Origin of the sequence: Pedococcus dokdonensis, from assembly GCF_900104525.1 — a bacterium.
Taxonomy (GTDB): domain Bacteria; phylum Actinomycetota; class Actinomycetes; order Actinomycetales; family Dermatophilaceae; genus Pedococcus; species Pedococcus dokdonensis.
Genome location: NZ_LT629711.1, coordinates 2,888,746 through 2,905,340, shown reverse-complemented (window position 1 = coordinate 2,905,340; position 16,595 = coordinate 2,888,746). Strand labels below are relative to the sequence as shown.

Below are 16,595 nucleotides of genomic sequence, written 5' to 3'. Positions count from 1 at the left end.
AACGGCCGCCCACCTCCTGCTGGTCCTCGCTGCGCGTGCGGGGGTCAGGGTCGGATCTCGTAGACCGCGTTGAACGGCGTCGTCGCCGCGACCCGGAACCGGCTGAACCCGGCCTGCGCAACCAGCTCGCGGACCCGCGCCGGCCCGGCCTGGGTGCCGAGTGCCGCCCCGACCGGCTGCGACAGCGAGGCCGGGGTGCAGAGCAGTGTCGAGAAGCCGTAGTAGGCCCGGCCGACCGGGTTGAGGTTGTCCTCGACGTGGTCGCCGGCGGCCGGCTCGACCACCATCCAGGTGCCGTCCTCGGCGATCGCCTCGCGCACCCGCCGGGCGGCACCGAGCGGGTCACCCATGTCGTGGAGGCAGTCGAACATGGTGACCAGGTCGTAGCCGCGGCCGGGGAAGTCCTGCGCGGAGGCCACCTCGAACCGGGCGCGGTCGCCGACTCCCGCAGCGGTCGCCCGCTCCCGAGCCGTGTCGACCGAGGCCGCGTGGTCGTCGGAGCCGCGGAACGTCGAGCGTGGGAAGGCCTGTGCCATCAACACCGTCGAGGCCCCGTGGCCACAGCCGATGTCGGCCACCGACGCCCCGGACTCCAGCTTGTCGACCACGCCCTCGAGGGCGGGCAGCCAGGCTGAGGTGAGGTTCGCGGCATACCCGGGCTGGAAGAACCGCTCGCACCCGAGGTGCACGTCGGTGTTGTGCTCGCCCCACCCGAGGCCGTCCCCCGGTGCGGGCGGCGTCGACGATGCGGTGGGCGTCGCGGACCGTGCCGAGGGCGATCTGGAAGAACCCGGGGAGGAAGGCCGGGCTCGTCGAGTCGGTGAGCGCGACCGCGTGCTCGGCGGGCAGGGTGTAGCGGCCGGTGGCGGGGGCGTAGGTGACGAACCGCCCGGCGGCCTGCGCCGCGAGCCACTCCCGGGCGTAGGGCAGCCCGGTCCCGGTGCGCTGCGCGAGCTCGTCTGGCGTGGTGGGGCCGTGGGTGGCCAGGTCGCGGTAGTAGCCCAGCTGGTCGCCCATCGCGACGAGGGCGCAGTTGAGGGTCGCGCCGACCTCGTCGACGGCGCGGAAGACGAAGCCCATCAACACGTCCATGTCGATGGTGGCCTCGGGGGCAGCGCTGTCGGAGGCGGTGCCGCGGTCCGTGGTGGTGCTGCTGTCGATGCCCATGGTGTCGTCCCTTCTTCGGTGGTGAGGGGCTGACCGTAGGAGTGCCGCAGCATTAGCATCAATGACGATGGCTTGAGGAGGATCAGTGGCGCTAATGGGTCAGGTGCGCAGTGTGCGGGTGCTCTGCGAGGTGGCGGCGCAGGGTTCGTTCTCCTCCGCGGCCCGCGAGCTGGGCATGACGCAGTCGGCCGTGAGCCAGCACGTCGCGGCCCTGGAGCGCGAGTGCGGGCTCCCGCTCGTGGTGCGCGGCACGCGGCCGCTGGAGCTCACCGAGGCAGGGCTGCTGCTCGTGCGGCACGGCCGGCAGGTGACCAACCGGCTCGAGGTCGCCGACCAGGAGCTCGCCCAGCTGAGTGGCCGGCGGGCTGGTCGGCTGCGGCTCGGGAGCTTCCCGACGGCGTTGACCACGTTCGTGCCGGGGGCGCTGGCCCAGCTGCACGAGAAGCACCCGGCGCTCACCCTCACCGTCGTCGACGACCACATGCAGGGTCTGGCGCCACGCCTGCTGTCCGGGGAGCTCGACCTCGCCGTGGTCTACGAGTCGCCGGTGCTGGGTGACGACGCCAGCCGGCTGGTGTTGGTGCCGCTGTTCGACGACCCCTACCGTGCGCTCCTGCCCGCGGGCCACCGCCTCGCCCGGAGCCGGACTCCCTTGCGGCTCAAGGACCTCGGCGACGAGACCTGGGTCGGTGGTCGGGTCGGGAGTGCGTGGTTCCGGATCCTCCAGCAGGAGTGCCGGGCCGTGGGGTTCGAGCCCCGCACCATGCTGGCGACCGATGACCACCGCGCCGTGCAGTCGTTCGTCGCGGCCGGGCTGGGGGTGGCGGTGGTGCCGGGACTGGCCGCCAGCCATCCCCTGGAGGGCGTGGTGGTCCGCGAGCTGGCCCGTCCCGCTCCCACCCGCCGGGTGGCGGTCGCCCGGCTGCCCGGTGAGCCGGTCGCGCCACCGGTGCTCGCGATGACCGAGATCCTGCGCGACCAGACCAGTGGCCTGGCGGGCGCCGGGAGGTCGAGGGCGTCCGGCGTCAGGAAGCCACCAGCGGCAGGACGTCGCGGATGACCCGCTCGAGCTGCGCCTCCTCGTCCGCGAGCGGCCAGACGAAGAGCAGGTCGACACCGGCCGTGGCATAGGCGTCGAGCAGGTCGGCGCAGTGCTGCGCAGGCCCGACCATGACCCGACCCGCCAGCTCGTCCGGCGACCGGTCCAGCAGCGCACCGAGGCGACCGAGCCAGTCGGCGCGCTCGCCCTGGTCCTCGGTGACCAACGTCCACATCGTCGCGACGGCGCAGGAGAGCTCGTGGTGCGGGCGCTCGTGCCGCGTCACCTCCGTGTGCAGCCAGTGCAGACCGGCCGCGACCTGGTCGGGACTCGTGGCCAGCGCCGACGCCAGCCACCCGTCGCCGAGCCGCGCCACCCGGGCCAGCCCGCGGGGGGAGCCCCAGCTGCCGACCCAGACCGGAAGGCCGCCGGGATGGGTCGGACGCGGGGTGAGCTCGGTGCCGGCCACCGCCTCGTAGAACCGGTCGTCCCCACCGGGCCACCCCGCGCCCAGCTGACCCCGCAGCACGCGGAGTGACTCGTCGAACCGCGCCCACCGCTCGGCATACCCCACGCCGGCCAGCGCGTGGTCGAGGGAGGACGACCCCGGCCCCACCCCGAGCACGAACCGACCCCCGGAGAGCAGGTCGAGCGCCGCCGCGGCCTTGGCGAGCTGAGCCGGACCGCGCACCACCGGCAACGCCACCGTCGTCGCGAGGGTGAGGTCGACGCTGGGGCCGAGCACGCTGGACAGCGCCACCAGGCCGTCGAGCCAGGGGGCGCCAAACCCGAGGTGGTCGTTCGCCGCCAGCGCGCGGTAGCCCAGCCGGTGCGCCGTCCCCGCGTACGCCGCGAGCCCGTCCGGCGACCAGCCGCGGCCGGTGAGGTCCACGATCGGCAGGTGGGCGCCGAGCTCCATGAGGGGAACGTACTCCCGCCAACCCTTAGCCTGTGCTGCGTGAGCAACGAGGCCGCGACACCCGAACCCAGCACCGTGCATGACGCGGTGCAGCGGTATGCCGCGCTGCAGCCGGCCCTGCGTCTGCACACCGACCAGTTCGTCGCGCTCGTCACCTCGCTGCTCGACGACGCGGGCATCAACTACGTGAGCGTCACGGGGCGCGCCAAGTCGGTGGCGTCCTTCGCCGCGAAGGCTGCCCGGACGGCGGACGACGACCAGCCGATGTACCCCGACCCGCTCACCGAGATCACCGACCAGATCGGCGTCCGGGTCGTGACCTACCTGCACGGTGACGTCGACGCCGTCGCGAGCCTGTTGTCCGACCAGTTCAGCGTGCTCGACGACCGCGACATGGGGCGGGAGACGGCAAGGCAGGGCCGGTTCGGCTACTCCAGCCGGCACCTGCTCGTGGCGGTCGACCCCGTCAAGGGCGTGCCCGCGGCATACGAGACCCTGAAGGGGCGCAGCGCCTCGGTGCAGGTGCGCACGATCCTGCAGCACGCGTGGGCAGAGTTCGAGCACGACGTGCGCTACAAGGGGTCGATCCCGGAGGAGCACGTGCCCGACCTCGACCGGCGGTTCACCCTCGCGGCGGGTCTGCTCGAGCTGGCCGACCGGGAGTTCTCCGAGATCCGAGACACCCTGCAGGCGACGATGGGCGGGCGGCGGCTGACCGTCGACGAGTCGGACCCGCGGATCAGCGCGGCCGACCTCGCGACCTTCCTCTCGGGCCAGTTCCAGGACGCCGGCTGGTCGCGCACCGACCACTACGCCTGGATCTCCGGGCTGCTGCTCGAGCTCGGCATCACCTCGCTCGACGAGCTCGCCGGGCTGCTGTCGTCGATCGACCTCGAGGGCATCAACGCCCGGATGGGCTACCGCTACCCGGCCGGCGCGGTGCGTCGCCTCGACGACGCCCTGCTCGCCGTCTACGGCTCGAGATTCGTTGCCCTGCACGGCAACGAGCACCGTGAGGCGGCCCTGCGAGCCCGGCTTGACAGGCTCCGCGCCGGCTGACCCACTCCGCGCCGCCTGTCGGTATCTCATGCAAAAGGCGAGTTAGCGACAGCCGCCGCCCGACCCACTCCGCGCCGCCTGTCGGTATCTCATGCAAAAGGCGAGTTAGCGACAGCCGAACCAGTCCTCCTTGGCGGCCGATGACGTCGTCGGCGGACGCGGCTAGGGTGCGGGTGATCCCCCGGACCCGCTCGACCTCACCTCTCAGGAGCATCCGATGGCCTCTCGCCTCAACCCTTACATCCAGTTCAAGGACAACGCCCGCACCGCGCTCGAGTTCTACCAGGAGGTCTTCGGTGGCGACCTGACGATGAGCACGTTCGGCGAGTACGGCGACCCCAGCCAGCCCGGCGCCGACGGCATCATGCACGGCCAGCTCGAGTCCCCGAGCGGCTACACGATCATGGCCGCCGACACCCCGCCCGGCATGGACCACAACCCGGGCAGCAACATCGCCGTGAGCCTCTCCGGCGACGACGCCGACGAGCTGCACGGCTACTGGGACAAGCTTGCGAACGGCGGCCAGGTCCAGGTGCCGCTCGAGCCGCAGATGTGGGGTGACGAGTTCGGCATGTGCGTCGACCAGTTCGGGATCGGCTGGATGGTCAACATCGCGGGAGCCCGCGCCGACTCCTGACGCACGCAGTCCGCCGGCTGGTCGTCGGACGGCGACCAGCCGGCGCCGCGGTTACGTTGAACGGGTGAAACGGGCCAGCGCATCTCTGTTCATCGCCCTGCTCGGACTCCTGTATGCCGCCGTGCCCGCCTCGGCGGCGACGCCCGGCGGCGCGCGGGCCGACGGCATACCTCCGGTGTTGAAGGTGGGCACCGAGGGGGTCTACCCGCCGTTCAGCTACCACGGCGGCGCCGGCGGCGGCCTGACCGGCTACGACATCGACGTGATGAACGCGATCGGCAAGCACCTCGGAGTGAAGGTCGAGTACGTCGAGACACCGTTCGACTCGATGTTCGCGGCGCTGGAGGCCGGCCGGTTCGACGTGGTCGCCAACCAGATCACCTTCAACGAGGAGCGCAACGCGCGCTACGACCTGAGCGACCCCTACGTCGAGACCACGGGTGTCCTCGTGGTCCGCAAGGGCGACACCGCGATCAAGACCATCGCCGACCTCAAGGGCAAGCGGGCTGCGGAGAACGTCACGAGCAACTGGGCCCAGGTCGCCAAGGACGCCGGGGCGACGGTTGTCGGTGTCGACGACATGGGACTTGCGATCGACAACCTCGAGCAGGGCCGGGTCGACGCCCTGGTCAACGACAAGCTGGCGATCCGCAACTACCTCTCGACCCACCCCGACTCCGAGGTGAAGGTCGTGGCCGAGACCGACGACATCAGCAAGTCGGTGTTCGCGGCGAAGAAGGGGTCCGGCTACCTCCCGCAGCTCAACAAGGCGGTCGCCGACCTCAAGGCCGACGGGACCCTCGACAAGATCTACGCGAAGTACTTCGATGCCAAGCGCCCGGTGCCCACGACCGTCGAGATCATGCGGGACAACGCGTGGCCGATGGCCAGGGCTGCCCTCACCAAGACCATCCCGCTCACCGCGATCAGCTTCACCCTGGGGATGGTGATCGCGCTCGCGATCGGCTTGATGCGGATGTCGAAGCAGCCGGTCGTGGCCGGGATCGCCCGGCTCTACATCTCGTTCATCCGCGGCACGCCGTTGTTGGTGCAGCTGTTCCTGATCTTCTACGCGCTGCCCCAGCTCGGGGTGAAGTTCGATCCCTTCCCGGCGGCGGTGATCGCGTTCAGCCTCAACGTGGGTGGCTACGCCGCCGAGATCGTCCGCTCGTCGATCGAGAGCCTGCCGAAGGGGCAGTGGGAGGCGGCCTCGACCGTAGGCATGGACTACGCGACCACCCTGCGGAGGATCATCCTCCCGCAGGCGGCGCGCACCGCCGTCCCGCCGCTGTCGAACACCCTCATCTCGCTGGTCAAGGACACCTCGCTGGCGGCAGTCATCCTGGTGATCGAGCTCTTCCGTCAGGCGCAGCTGGCTGCTGCACCGAGCCTGGAGTACCTCGCCCTCTACGGCATGGCCGCCGTCTACTACTGGGTGATCTGCCTCGCCCTGTCGTTCGCCCAGTCCCGCACCGAGACCCGACTGAACAGGTTCGTCGCCGCATGAGCACCTCTTCAACCCCCACCCACCTCGTCGAGGTCGAGCACCTGGCCAAGTCGTTCGGCGACCACGTCGTCCTCGAGGACGTGTCGTTCACGGTCGACTCCGGCACCGTCACCTGCGTGATCGGTCCATCCGGGTCCGGCAAGACCACCCTGCTCCGGTCGCTCAACGCCCTGGAGATCCCTGACCGCGGGGTGGTGCGGATCGGCGGCACCGTGGTCGACTTCGGCGGGATCAACCCCGGCCCGGGCGGTCGGCTGCCCAAGGCGCAGCGGGCCGAGCTGATGGGGCTGCGCCGGCACAGCGGCATGGTCTTCCAGGCGCACCACCTGTTCCCGCACAAGACCGCCCTGCAGAACGTCATCGAGGGACCGGTCGTCGTGCAGGGCGAGTCGGTCGCCGACGCGACGGCCAGGGCCCGCGAGATCCTCGACCAGGTCGGCCTGTCCGCGCACGCCGACAAGTACCCGTTCCAGCTCTCCGGTGGTCAGCAGCAGCGGGTCGGCATCGCCCGCGCCCTCGCCCTGCGCCCAGACCTCGTGCTCTTCGACGAACCCACGTCGGCGCTGGACCCCGAGCTGGTCGGCGACGTGCTCGGGGTGATGAAGGACCTTGCGGCGCAGGGCTGGACGATGGTCGTCGTGACCCACGAGCTGCGGTTCGCCCAGCAGGTCGCCGACCAGGTGCTCTTCATCGACGGCGGGCTCGTCGTCGAACAGGGTCCACCGCAGGATGTCATCGCCAACCCGCAGCACCCGCGGACCAAGACCTTCCTGACCCGCCTCCTCGACCCCATCTGACCCCACTTCCGGCCACCAGTGCCGGAGGTCGGAGGATCAGGAGGGCTAACACCCGGCATGGGTGGCCAGAAGTGAGGGAGAGGGCGAGGGGTCAGGGGCTCAGCCAGGCGGCGGTGTCGGTCGGCAGCCGGCCACCGTCGCCATCCAGGGGACCGCTGGCCAGCAGCACCCGGTCGGCCGGCACGTCGACCGGGTGGCCCGACAGGTTGACGACGCAGCGCAGCACCTCGCCGCGGTCGAAGTCGAGGACGTCCGGTGCGGACTCGCGCCAGGCCAGCCCGGCGGCATACAGGCCGGGGGTCTCGCGGCGCAGCCGCAACGCCTCGCGGTAGAGCGTCAGCATCGAGGTGGGGTCGCCGTCCTGCGCCTCGACGGTGAGGTCGCGCCACGACTCGGGCTGGGGCAGCCAGGGCGTCACCCCCTCGGGCGAGAACCCGAACGGCGGCTGCTGGCCACTCCACGGCAGCGGGACACGACAGCCGTCCCGACCCCGCATCTCACCGTTGCTGCGCAGGAAGATCGGGTCCTGGAGCACCTCATCGGGCAGGTCGTCGACATTCGGGAGGCCGAGCTCCTCGCCCTGGTAGACGTACGCGCCACCGGGCAGCGCGAGCATGAGCAGCGCCGCGGCGCGGGCCCGCCGGGTGCCGAGCGCGAGGTCGGACACCTCGCCCTGCCCGTCGGCGATGAAGTAGGAGCTCGTCGTCGGGCGGCCATAGCGGGTGACCGGCCGGATCTCGTCGTGGCTGGTGAGCACCCAGGTCGACGGCACCCCGACCGGCTCGAACGATGCGAGCGTGTCGTCGATGACCTGGCGCAGCGCCCCGGCCTCCCACGGCCCCTTGAGGTAGGGGAAGTTGAAGGCGGTGTGCATCTCGTCAGGGCGCAGGTACTTCGCCAACCGCTCCGGCGTGCTGACGACCGCCTCGGCCACGAAGGCGCGGTCGCCGTCGTAGGTGTCGGCGATCGCCCGCCACCGCCGGAAGATGTCGTGCACGCTGTCGACGTCCCAGTGCGGGTTGTCGTCCCAGTCGACGGTGCGGAACTGCAGCACCCCGCCGTAGTCCGCGTCCGGGAGGCCGGCCTTCTTCGACATCGCCGGCGCGGCGTCGATCCGCAGCCCGTCGACCCCGCGGTCGAACCAGAACCGCAGCACGTCGTCGAAGTCGTCGAGCACCGCTTCGTTGGACCAGTCGAGGTCGGGCTGCTCGGGCGCGAAGAGGTGCAGGTACCACTGCCCCGGCGAGCCGTCCGGCTCGGTCACCCGCGACCAGGCGGGTCCGCCGAAGGCGCTGATCCAGTTGTTCGGTGGCTCCTGTCCGGACTCGCCCCGACCGTCGCGGAAGAAGTAGCGGGCTCGCTCGGGCGACCCGGGTGCCGCGGCGAGCGCGGCGAGGAACCACGGGTGCTCGTCGGAGGTGTGGTTGGGGACCAGGTCGATGATCACCCGCAGCCCGAGCGCGCGCGCCTCGCGCAGCACCGCGTCGGCGTCGTCGAGCGACCCGAACATCGGGTGTATGCCGCGGAAGTCGCTCACGTCGTAGCCCCCGTCGGCCATCGGCGAGGGGAACCACGGCGAGATCCAGAGCCCGTCGACGCCGAGGTCGGCGAGGTAGGGCAGTCGGGCCCGGAGGCCGGGCAGGTCACCTTCGCCGTCACCGTTCCCGTCGGCGAAGCTGCGCGGGTAGACTTGGTACATCACCGCGGAGCGCCACCAGGCCTGCGCCGGGCCCTGCTCGTCGTCGAGTGCCACAGGCCGAACCTAGTGCTCGGCAGGGGCTTCCGACAGGGTGATCGTGACCAGTCCGTCCGGCGAGACGGCGCCTGCGGCGATCCGCAGAGACGCCGCACGGTCGGGCTCGCTGGGCCCGCGGTCGAGGACTTCCTCCGCGAAGTCGAGGAAGTCGGTCAACGCCCGTGTCGCCCGGTAGTGCGTCAGCCGGGACTCGTCGAGGTCGCCCCGGCGACAGCCGCCCGACGCCGGGGTGTAGCCGTCGAAGAACGCGGCCACGTCGGTGGCCGTGATCGGCGCGAACGAGAAGACGCCGCCGACCACGAAGATCAGGTCGGCCTCGCGAGGCGCCAGCACCGCGTCGTCCCAGTCGACCAGCCACACCCCGGCGCTCTCGCCGCCCGCACCCGACCTGGCGGGGGTGCCGGTGCCGTCGCCAGGCGCCGACCCCAGCAGCAGGTTGCCCTGGTGCGGGTCGGCGTGGCAGATCACGGGTGCGACGTCCTGCCAGGCCGGCCGGTCCAGGGCGGTCGACTCGGCGAGGGCGGCGACCTCGAGGACGCGCCCGCCGTGCAGGTGCCAGAGCCCGGCCAGCTCGGACAGCAGCCGGTCCTCCGGCGACTGACCCAGCGCTGCGTCCAGTCGGGAGCCGAACTCGCGCGCCCGCCGCACCTCTGGGGTGGGGTCGTGCCGGTCGAGCGCCAGCAGCCCGGGCCGGTCCGGGCCATCGAGCAGCGGTGCCGCGGGGGCGGTCGCGTGGACGGCGCCGAGCGCCGCTCCGAAGGCGCGCCAGTGGCGACCGTCGAGACCGGTCTCGATCGCGCGAGCCCCGTCGATCCACGGCACCACACTCACGACGGAGCCGTCGGCGAGCGGGGCGGTGAGCGACCCGCCGGTCGTCCGGACCGGGTCGGGGACCCCGGGCACCCCGCAGGCCGCGAGGAAGTCGGCCACGACGAGACCGGGCTGGGGAGCGGTGCTGGACTTCACGGCATACCCGGTGCCGTCGGCGGTCTCGCCGCGCCAGAGGGTGGCACGCGCATCGGCGCCCAACCCGGTGGGTCGGACGCCGATGAGCGGGATGCCGAAGTCCTCGCGGACCCGGCGGAGCAGCTCCACGGTCAGTGGATGAACGCGGCGGGTGCCGCCTCCGAACCGTCTGCGTCGTCGAGCAGGTGCGAGACCTCACGCTTGCGCGGCAGGAAGAACGCCGGGATCAGGGTCAGGGTGACCAGGATCGCGGCCCACAGGAAGGTGTGCGCGAACGCGTCGGCCGCGGCGCTCGCAGCCGCTGCCGGCTGGTTGCTGGTCGGGACGTTGTCCTTGAGGGCGTTGGTCAGGACGACCGAGAACAGCGCGACACCGACCGAGCTGGCGATCTGCTGGCTGATGTTGAGCAGGGTCGACCCGCGGGCCACCTCGTGGTGGGTGAGCGTCTTGAGCGCCGAGGTCATGATCGGCATCATCGTGCCGCCCATGCCGAGCCCCATCACGAACATGACCGGGATGATGAAGCCCCAGTGCGAGGAGTCGGCCTGGACCTGGGTCAGCGTGAACATGCCGCCGATGATGAGCAGCAGCCCGAACGGCACGATCCGACCGACCGGGATCCGGTCGGTCAGCGCTCCGGCGATCGGCATGGTCAGCATCGCGCCGAAACCCTGTGAGGCGACCAGCCAGCCGGCGTCGAGCGGCGACTCGCCCTGCACCTGCTGGAGGAACTGGGGCACCAGCAGCAGTCCGCCGAAGAACGCGGCGGCGAAGATGAACATCGTCAGGATCGACACCGTGAGGTTGCGGTTGCGGAAGAGCCGCAGGTCGAGCAGCGGGTGCCGGGGCCGGAAGCTGTAGACCACGAAGAGCGCCATCAGCGCCAGGCCACCCAGACCGGGCAGCAGCACCTTGGTGTGCCCGATGCCGCCCTCACCCGGGATCGAGGAGACGCCGTAGAGGAACAGGGCCAGCCCGGGGCTCATCATCAGCATGCCGACGAAGTCGAACGACTCGGACGGCTGGGGGTTGTCCTTGGCCAGCGCGAACCACGCATAGACCAGGGCGATCACGCCGATGGGGGCGTTGATGAGGAAGATGTAGTGCCAGCTGAAGTGGTCGATCAGCCAGCCGCCGAGGATCGGTCCGAAGATCGGGCCGAGCAGCATCGGCACCCCGAGGATCGCCATCAGGCGACCCATCCGGGCCGGGCCCGCGGCGCGCGTCATGATCGTCATGCCGAGCGGCATGAGCATGCCGCCACCGAGGCCCTGCAGGACGCGGAAACCGATCAGCATGCCGATCGAGGTGGCTGCGGCGCAGAGCACCGAGCCGAGCGTGAAGAGCAGGATCGCCAGCATGTAGAGGCGCTTGGTGCCGAACCGGTCGGCGGCCCAGCCGGACAGCGGGATCACGGTGGCCAGGGCCAGGGTGTAGCCGGTGACCGTCCAGGCGACGTCGGAGTAGGCGAGCGGCTGGCCGCCGTCGGCGAAGGCGGTCTGGAAGGTGCGGAGGGCGACGTTGACGACGGTGATGTCGAGGATCGACATGATCGCCCCGAGGACGACGACGCCAGCCACCTTGAGGACGGCAGCGTCGATCTTCTCGGGGTATTCCACGGGTGTCGTGGCAGGTGCTGACACTGGGAGTCCTCTCGGAACAGGATTGAGTCTGGTCACGCGTGAAGTGGCGCTCCCCGCGTCGTTGCGCAGCGCCCTCGGAAAAGCCTAGACCTGCCAACCGACAGTGGACACACCCTTTTTCATCGCGTGGAGGATGGGTCGCATCACTGCAGGTGGGAGGCGTGAGAGCCGGGCGGAGCCGGTGCGGTCAGCCGTTGCCGGCCGCCTCCAGGGCTGCGATGTCGAGCTTCTTCATGCCCATCATCGCCTCGAAGACGCGGGCGGCCCGGTCCTGGTCGGTCGAGAAGATCGCGTCCCAGTCCTGGGGCACGATCTGCCACGACAGCCCGAACTTGTCCTTCAGCCAACCGCAGGGCCCCTCCTCCCCGCCGTCGGCGGTCAGCGCGTCCCAGTAGTGGTCGATCTCGGCCTGGTCCACGCAGTCGACCGTGATCGAGATGGCCTCGTCGAAGGTGAACTGCGGTCCGCCGTTGAGCCCGACGTACGGCACGCCGTCGAGCTCGAAGGCGACGGTCAGGACCTCGCCGGCCCGGTCGCCGCTCGCCTCGGGGTAGCGCGAGATCAGGCCGACCTTCGAGTTCGGGAAGACCGAGGTGTAGAAGTTCGCGGCGTCCTCCGCCTGGCGGTCGAACCAGAGACAGACGTACTGGCGTGGCATGGCGGGCTCCTCACGACGGCGGTTGGTGAAGGAATAGACCGACCCGTGCCCCAGAACTCATCGCCCCCCGCACTTGCGGCCATCCATGGCGCACCGGAGCCGCTCGAACAGCCCCACCACCAGCACCCGTGGCCAGAAGTGGGAGGACCGCTGTCGGCGTCGCTGGACGCCGAGCCCGAATGCCGTAGCGTCGCCGTCGTGGCCCCGTCACCGTCGTCGCAGCTCGCGGCCCCCCGCTCCGATGCCGACGTCCCGGCATACTGGCGGGCGCTCGGTCTCCCGGGGCTGGCCGACATCCACGTGCACTTCCTGCCCGAGCCGATGCTCGCGAAGGTGTGGGCCTACTTCGACCAGGCTCAGGAGCACTACGGCCAGCCGTGGCCGATCCACTACCGCGACGACGAGGCGACCCGCATCGCGACGCTGCGGGCGCTCGGGGTGCGGGCCATCCCGGCGCTCGCCTACCCCCACAAGCCCGGCATGGCGCAGTGGCTCAACGAGTGGTGCGCCGAATTCGCCCGTCGCGTCGAGGGGGCGGTGCACTGCGCCACCCTCTTCCCCGAGGCGGGTGTCGGCGAACAGGTCGAGCGTTCGCTGCGGCAGGGCGCCCGGCTGTTCAAGATGCACGTGCAGGTCGGCGGCTACAGCCCGGACGACCCGCTGCTCGACCCGGCGTGGGAGGCGTTGGAGCGCGCCGGCAAGCCCGTGGTGCTGCACGCCGGTTCGGCTCCCAAGGAGGGCGCGTACACCGGGCCGAAGGCGGTCGCTGCCGTGCTCGACCGCTACCCGCGGCTGACCTTCGTGATCGCGCACCTCGGCATGGACGAGTACGACGCGTTCGCCGACCTGGCCGAGGCGTTCCCGCGCGTGCACCTCGACACGACGATGGCCGGTACCGACTTCAGCAACCGGTTCGCGCCGCTCCCGCCCGCCTACGTCGAGCGGCTGGCCGGGCTCGGCGACCGGGTCGTCCTCGGCACCGACTTCCCGAACATCCCCCACCCCTACGCCCACCAGCTCGAGGCGCTCCACCGCCTCGGGCTCGGTGACGACTGGATGCGAAAAGTGCTGTGGCACAACGGTGCCCGTCTTCTCGGACTGGAGGACGCCGATGCCTGACACTGCCGAGGACGCCCTCGCCGCCGCCCTGCGCAGCCTGTATGCCGTGGTGCCAGAAGAGTTCATGGCCGAGCGCAAGCGGCTGGTTGCCGCCGAGAAGGCCGACGGTGACCCGGCCGTCGCCAAGGAGATCGGCGCGCTGCGCAAGCCGAGCCTCGCGGCCTGGGCGGTGAACCTCCTGGCCCGCGAGGCGCCCGACCTCGTCGATTCGCTCGCCGACCTCGGCGGCCGCATGCGGGCGGCCCAGGCTCGCCTCGACACCGGCACGCTGACCTCGCTGCGTCCCGAGCGCGACCAGCTGCTCGAGGAGGTCGTGCAGACCACGGTGCGGTTGGTCGCCGACGCCGGCCGCACCTGCAGCCCGGCCGCCCAGCAGGACGTGCGCGCCACCGCGATCGCCGCACTCGCGGACGAGCAGGCCATGACGGCGGTGGCATCCGGCCAGCTCGCGCGACCGTTGTCCTACAGCGGGTTCGGCGAGGTCGACCTCTCCGAGGCGGTGGTCCGCACCACCTCCGGCGCGATCCTGTCGGTCGTCCGCGGAGGCGACGGCGCGAGCGGACCCCGCGACGCGGCCGGGGCCGAGGGTGCCGGGGATGCAGACGAGGACGACGACGCGGCACCCGACGAGGAGCAGCTCTCGGCGGCGCTCGCTGCCGCCGAGAAGTCGCTCGCCAGGGCGGAGGCCGACGTCACCAGGGCCCGCGAACGAGCCGAGGAGACCCGCGAACGGCTCGCGGTCGTCGAGCGCCAGCTCGCCAAGGCGCGGGAGGCGGACGAGCGGGCGCTGGAAGCGGTGACCGACGCGGTCCGGGCACGGAAGTCGGCCGAGGCGAGTCGGCAGGAGGCGCAGGAGGCGCTGGACCGGGCGCAGTCCGACACCTGACCTCGTCCGGCTGGTCGTCCGGCTGATCGGTCCGGCTCGCCGCCGCCGCTGGAGCACTGACCATGGTCGACGCTGCCGTGCTGGTGACCGGTCGCCGGTCGCCGCGGGCCGGTCACCAGCCGTGCGAGCCCGGGCCTCCCTTGAACGGACCGACCACACGCTCGGTGATCCAGCCGCCGTAGAAGCCACCCTCCTGGGGCCGCACCACCTCGCCGTCGACGACGCACCGGTCCACCAGCGCGGGCATCACCGCGACCGCCCCCGCGATCACCGTGAAGCCAGGGGTCGGGTCGGCGTAGAACCAGGCCGCGCGGGGCGCCACCAGCCCGCCGCCGAGCACGTCGAGGTATGACGCCGCGCCCTTCCACTCGCACCACGACGACCCGGCTGCCGGCCGCAGGGCCCGGTCACCGAACGCGTCCCGCGGCAGGTAGTAGGTCGGCGGGTGGCTGGTCTCGAGCACCCGCCAGGACCGCGTCGTGTCGGCCACCCGCTCACCGCCGAGCCAGACCTCCACGCGTTCGCCACTGGGCTCCACCCGTGGTGGGCGCGGGTAGTCCCAGACCGACTCCTGGCCGGGGCTGACGGGGGAGGGCGTGGGGCGGGCCATGCGGTCCACGCTACGTCCGCCCGCGGCCGGGCCGCCGCGACGCCCTCGGGGCGCGCGCACCGACGCGGACAGGTACCTTGGCGGACGGAGGTGGCCCAGATGGCTCAGGAGCAGGCAGGGATCGACACCGAGGTCCCACCCAGCGGGACCGGGTGCGCGGAATGCCTTGCGGCACAAGGATGGTGGGTGCACCTTCGACGGTGCGCACAGTGTGGCCACATCGGCTGCTGCGACTCGTCGCCGAGCCAGCACGCCACCCACCACTTCGAGGACACCGGCCACCCGGTGATGACCAGCTTCGAGCCGGGGGAGGACTGGTTCTGGGACTTCTCCGCGCAGCGGGGTTTTCGCGGACCCCGGCTGGCCGACCCGCAGAGCCACCCGGTGGACCAGCCGACACCGGGTCCGGCCGGGCAGGTGCCGGCCGACTGGCAGGACCACGTCAACCAGTAGCAGGAGGCGCCGCTCGGGAACGGCTCCTCTCAGGGTCGACCCTGAGGGTGACTAGTCACACCCAGGGTCGATCTGGGTACCTGCCCCCATGTACGCGAGGGTGCGCACCCGGCACGGTGGTCCCATGGCCCTCCACACCGAGCTGTTCACGCCGACGGCACTGACCGCACCCCTGCGGCCGGTGACTGCGCGCGCTCGGGGAGCCCGCCGCACTCCGGGGGGAGGCCGCGGCGGGCGGGGGGCCGCCAAGCTGCTCGTGAGCGGGGCACTGGCCACCGGGATCGTGGCGCTCGCCCTGCCCAAGGTCGCCGGCGCCGAGTGGACCGACATCGCCACCGCGCTCAAGGGACTGTCGCTCGGCCAGCTCGCGGTCCTGACGGTGCTCTGGCTGGCCGGGCTCTGGGCCCAGACGCCGGCGCTGACCGCGGCCCTGCCGGGGCTCTCGCACCGCCGGGCGCTGATGCTCAACCTGACCGGGTCGTTCGTGTCCAACCTGCTGCCGCTCGGGGGCGCGGCCGGCACGGTGGCCAACTGGCGGATGGCCCGGTCCTGGGGTTTCGAGTCGCCGGCCTTTGCCCGCTGGGCGGTCCTGACCAACCTCGTCGACACCCTCCTGAAGTTCGTCCTCCCCGGCCTGGCGCTGTGCTGGCTGGGGGTCGCGGGCGTCGAGGTGTCCAGCAGCGTCAGCACGGCGGCCTACGTCGGTCTCGGGCTGCTCACCGCCAGCGTCGCGGCAGTGTGGCTGGTGGCGCGCGACGACCGTGCGGTGCGTTGGCTGGGGCGGGTCGCCGACCGGGTCGTCGCCCGGGTGCCGTTCCTGCCCCAGGCCGACGAGGGGTATGCCGAGCGGGCGGCGTCGTTCCGCCGCGAGAGTGCCGGGCTGGTCGCCGCCGGCTGGGGCCGGATGATCGGCGGCAAGCTCGCGTATGCCGCGTTGCAGGCCGTGCTGCTCTGGGCCTGCCTGCGGGTGGTCGGGGCCGACGTGCACCCGGCGGTCGTGGGGGCGGCCTTCGCGGTCGAGCGGATCCTCACCATGGTGGCGATCACCCCGGGTGCCACCGGCATCGTCGAGCTCGGCATGACCGGTGTGCTGGTGGCCTTCCACGGCGAGCCGGCCACCGCCGCGGCGGGCGTGCTGCTCTACCGTGCGTTCATCTTCGGGATGGAGATCCCGGTCGGAGGCCTGTCGATGCTGGCCTGGTCGCTGCGTCGCCGCGGCGCTGCCGTCCCCGCCTGACCCCGCGCCATACCCGCGCCCACCCCCGCCGACCCGTTCCCGCGCGCCGACAAGGAACCTTTGCTAGCAAAGGTTCCGCGTTGGTGGACAGGTTGCAACCTGTCCACCAATCAGTTTCCTTTGCTAGCAAAGGTTCCTGCGA

Annotated in this window: 16 protein-coding genes and 1 pseudogene; 9 read left to right on the top strand and 8 right to left on the bottom strand. The window is 71.7% G+C overall.

Features of this window, described 5'->3' with window-relative positions; all coding sequences use genetic code 11:
* Nucleotides 1-44 precede the first annotated feature (44 nt).
* Together BLQ34_RS19365 and BLQ34_RS19485 are read right to left on the bottom strand one after the other, a co-directional pair.
* The gene (locus BLQ34_RS19365) at nt 45-689 is read right to left on the bottom strand and encodes a class I SAM-dependent methyltransferase (RefSeq protein ID WP_231961173.1); all 645 of its coding nucleotides are present in this window, start codon (nt 687-689) and stop codon (nt 45-47) included.
* A 190-nt stretch (nt 690-879) separates the two neighbouring features.
* Nucleotides 880-1,017 (bottom strand): annotated as a pseudogene (locus BLQ34_RS19485) (SAM-dependent methyltransferase); the annotation flags it as partial.
* 244 nt (nt 1,018-1,261) lie between these two features.
* Between BLQ34_RS19485 and BLQ34_RS13700 the strand changes: the two are divergent.
* A complete protein-coding gene (locus BLQ34_RS13700; RefSeq protein WP_091786564.1) occupies nt 1,262-2,227 on the top strand; it encodes a LysR family transcriptional regulator in 966 nt (321 codons plus the stop codon).
* Here the strand turns inward: BLQ34_RS13700 and BLQ34_RS13695 are convergent.
* Complete coding sequence (locus BLQ34_RS13695) at nt 2,193-3,125, bottom strand: LLM class flavin-dependent oxidoreductase (protein ID WP_091789989.1); 933 nt, start codon at nt 3,123-3,125, stop codon at nt 2,193-2,195. The two genes, BLQ34_RS13700 and BLQ34_RS13695, sit on opposite strands and share 35 nt — an antisense overlap.
* A 39-nt stretch (nt 3,126-3,164) precedes the next feature.
* Between BLQ34_RS13695 and BLQ34_RS13690 the strand changes: the two genes are divergently transcribed.
* The 4 genes from BLQ34_RS13690 to BLQ34_RS13675 all read left to right on the top strand — a co-directional run bounded on the left by BLQ34_RS13690 (nt 3,165) and on the right by BLQ34_RS13675 (nt 7,125).
* Nucleotides 3,165-4,184 carry a GTP pyrophosphokinase gene (locus BLQ34_RS13690; protein ID WP_269457294.1) on the top strand — a complete coding sequence of 340 codons (1,020 nt, stop codon included), beginning with the start codon at nt 3,165-3,167 and terminating at the stop codon, nt 4,182-4,184.
* Between the two features lie 217 nt (nt 4,185-4,401).
* On the top strand, nt 4,402-4,821 hold the full coding sequence (locus BLQ34_RS13685) for a VOC family protein (protein WP_091786558.1): 420 nt from the start codon (nt 4,402-4,404) through the stop codon (nt 4,819-4,821).
* Nucleotides 4,822-4,885: 64 nt separating this feature from the next.
* Nucleotides 4,886-6,328, top strand: coding sequence for an ABC transporter substrate-binding protein/permease (locus BLQ34_RS19480; protein WP_197674704.1), 1,443 nt, complete (start codon nt 4,886-4,888; stop codon nt 6,326-6,328).
* A complete protein-coding gene (locus BLQ34_RS13675) occupies nt 6,325-7,125 on the top strand; it encodes an amino acid ABC transporter ATP-binding protein (protein ID WP_091786556.1) in 801 nt (266 codons plus the stop codon). Before BLQ34_RS19480 ends, BLQ34_RS13675 begins: the two co-directional genes overlap by 4 nt.
* A 91-nt stretch (nt 7,126-7,216) precedes the next feature.
* Here the strand turns inward: BLQ34_RS13675 and BLQ34_RS13670 are convergent, their stop codons facing one another.
* The 4 genes from BLQ34_RS13670 to BLQ34_RS13655 all read right to left on the bottom strand — a co-directional run bounded on the left by BLQ34_RS13670 (nt 7,217) and on the right by BLQ34_RS13655 (nt 12,148).
* Nucleotides 7,217-8,878, bottom strand: a complete 1,662-nt coding sequence (locus BLQ34_RS13670; RefSeq protein WP_331712506.1) for a glycoside hydrolase family 13 protein — start codon at nt 8,876-8,878, stop codon at nt 7,217-7,219.
* A gap of 9 nt (nt 8,879-8,887) precedes the next feature.
* Nucleotides 8,888-9,976: a phosphotransferase enzyme family protein gene (locus BLQ34_RS13665; RefSeq protein WP_157693052.1), complete on the bottom strand. Its 1,089-nt coding sequence runs from the start codon at nt 9,974-9,976 to the stop codon at nt 8,888-8,890.
* A gap of 2 nt (nt 9,977-9,978) precedes the next feature.
* Entirely contained in the window at nt 9,979-11,490 is a 1,512-nt protein-coding gene (locus BLQ34_RS13660) for a DHA2 family efflux MFS transporter permease subunit (RefSeq protein WP_091786551.1), read from the bottom strand.
* A gap of 187 nt (nt 11,491-11,677) precedes the next feature.
* Nucleotides 11,678-12,148, bottom strand: a complete 471-nt coding sequence (locus BLQ34_RS13655; RefSeq protein ID WP_091786548.1) for a VOC family protein — start codon at nt 12,146-12,148, stop codon at nt 11,678-11,680.
* 198 nt (nt 12,149-12,346) lie between these two features.
* Between BLQ34_RS13655 and BLQ34_RS13650 the strand changes: the two genes are divergently transcribed.
* Both BLQ34_RS13650 and BLQ34_RS13645 read left to right on the top strand, forming a co-directional pair.
* Nucleotides 12,347-13,267 carry an amidohydrolase family protein gene (locus BLQ34_RS13650; RefSeq protein WP_091786545.1) on the top strand — a complete coding sequence of 307 codons (921 nt, stop codon included), beginning with the start codon at nt 12,347-12,349 and terminating at the stop codon, nt 13,265-13,267.
* Nucleotides 13,260-14,153, top strand: coding sequence for a hypothetical protein (locus BLQ34_RS13645; protein ID WP_091786542.1), 894 nt, complete (start codon nt 13,260-13,262; stop codon nt 14,151-14,153). Before BLQ34_RS13650 ends, BLQ34_RS13645 begins: the two co-directional genes overlap by 8 nt.
* A gap of 112 nt (nt 14,154-14,265) precedes the next feature.
* Here BLQ34_RS13645 and BLQ34_RS13640 read toward each other — a convergent pair whose 3' ends face one another.
* Nucleotides 14,266-14,763 (bottom strand): DUF427 domain-containing protein, encoded by a 498-nt coding sequence (locus BLQ34_RS13640; RefSeq protein WP_091786539.1) that lies wholly within the window; start codon nt 14,761-14,763, stop codon nt 14,266-14,268.
* A gap of 99 nt (nt 14,764-14,862) precedes the next feature.
* Between BLQ34_RS13640 and BLQ34_RS13635 the strand changes: the two genes are divergently transcribed.
* Together BLQ34_RS13635 and BLQ34_RS13630 are read left to right on the top strand one after the other, a co-directional pair.
* A complete protein-coding gene (locus BLQ34_RS13635; RefSeq protein WP_091789979.1) occupies nt 14,863-15,216 on the top strand; it encodes a UBP-type zinc finger domain-containing protein in 354 nt (117 codons plus the stop codon).
* A 124-nt stretch (nt 15,217-15,340) separates the two neighbouring features.
* Entirely contained in the window at nt 15,341-16,453 is a 1,113-nt protein-coding gene (locus BLQ34_RS13630; RefSeq protein ID WP_157693051.1) for a lysylphosphatidylglycerol synthase transmembrane domain-containing protein, read from the top strand.
* The last annotated feature ends 142 nt before the right edge of the window (nt 16,454-16,595 follow it).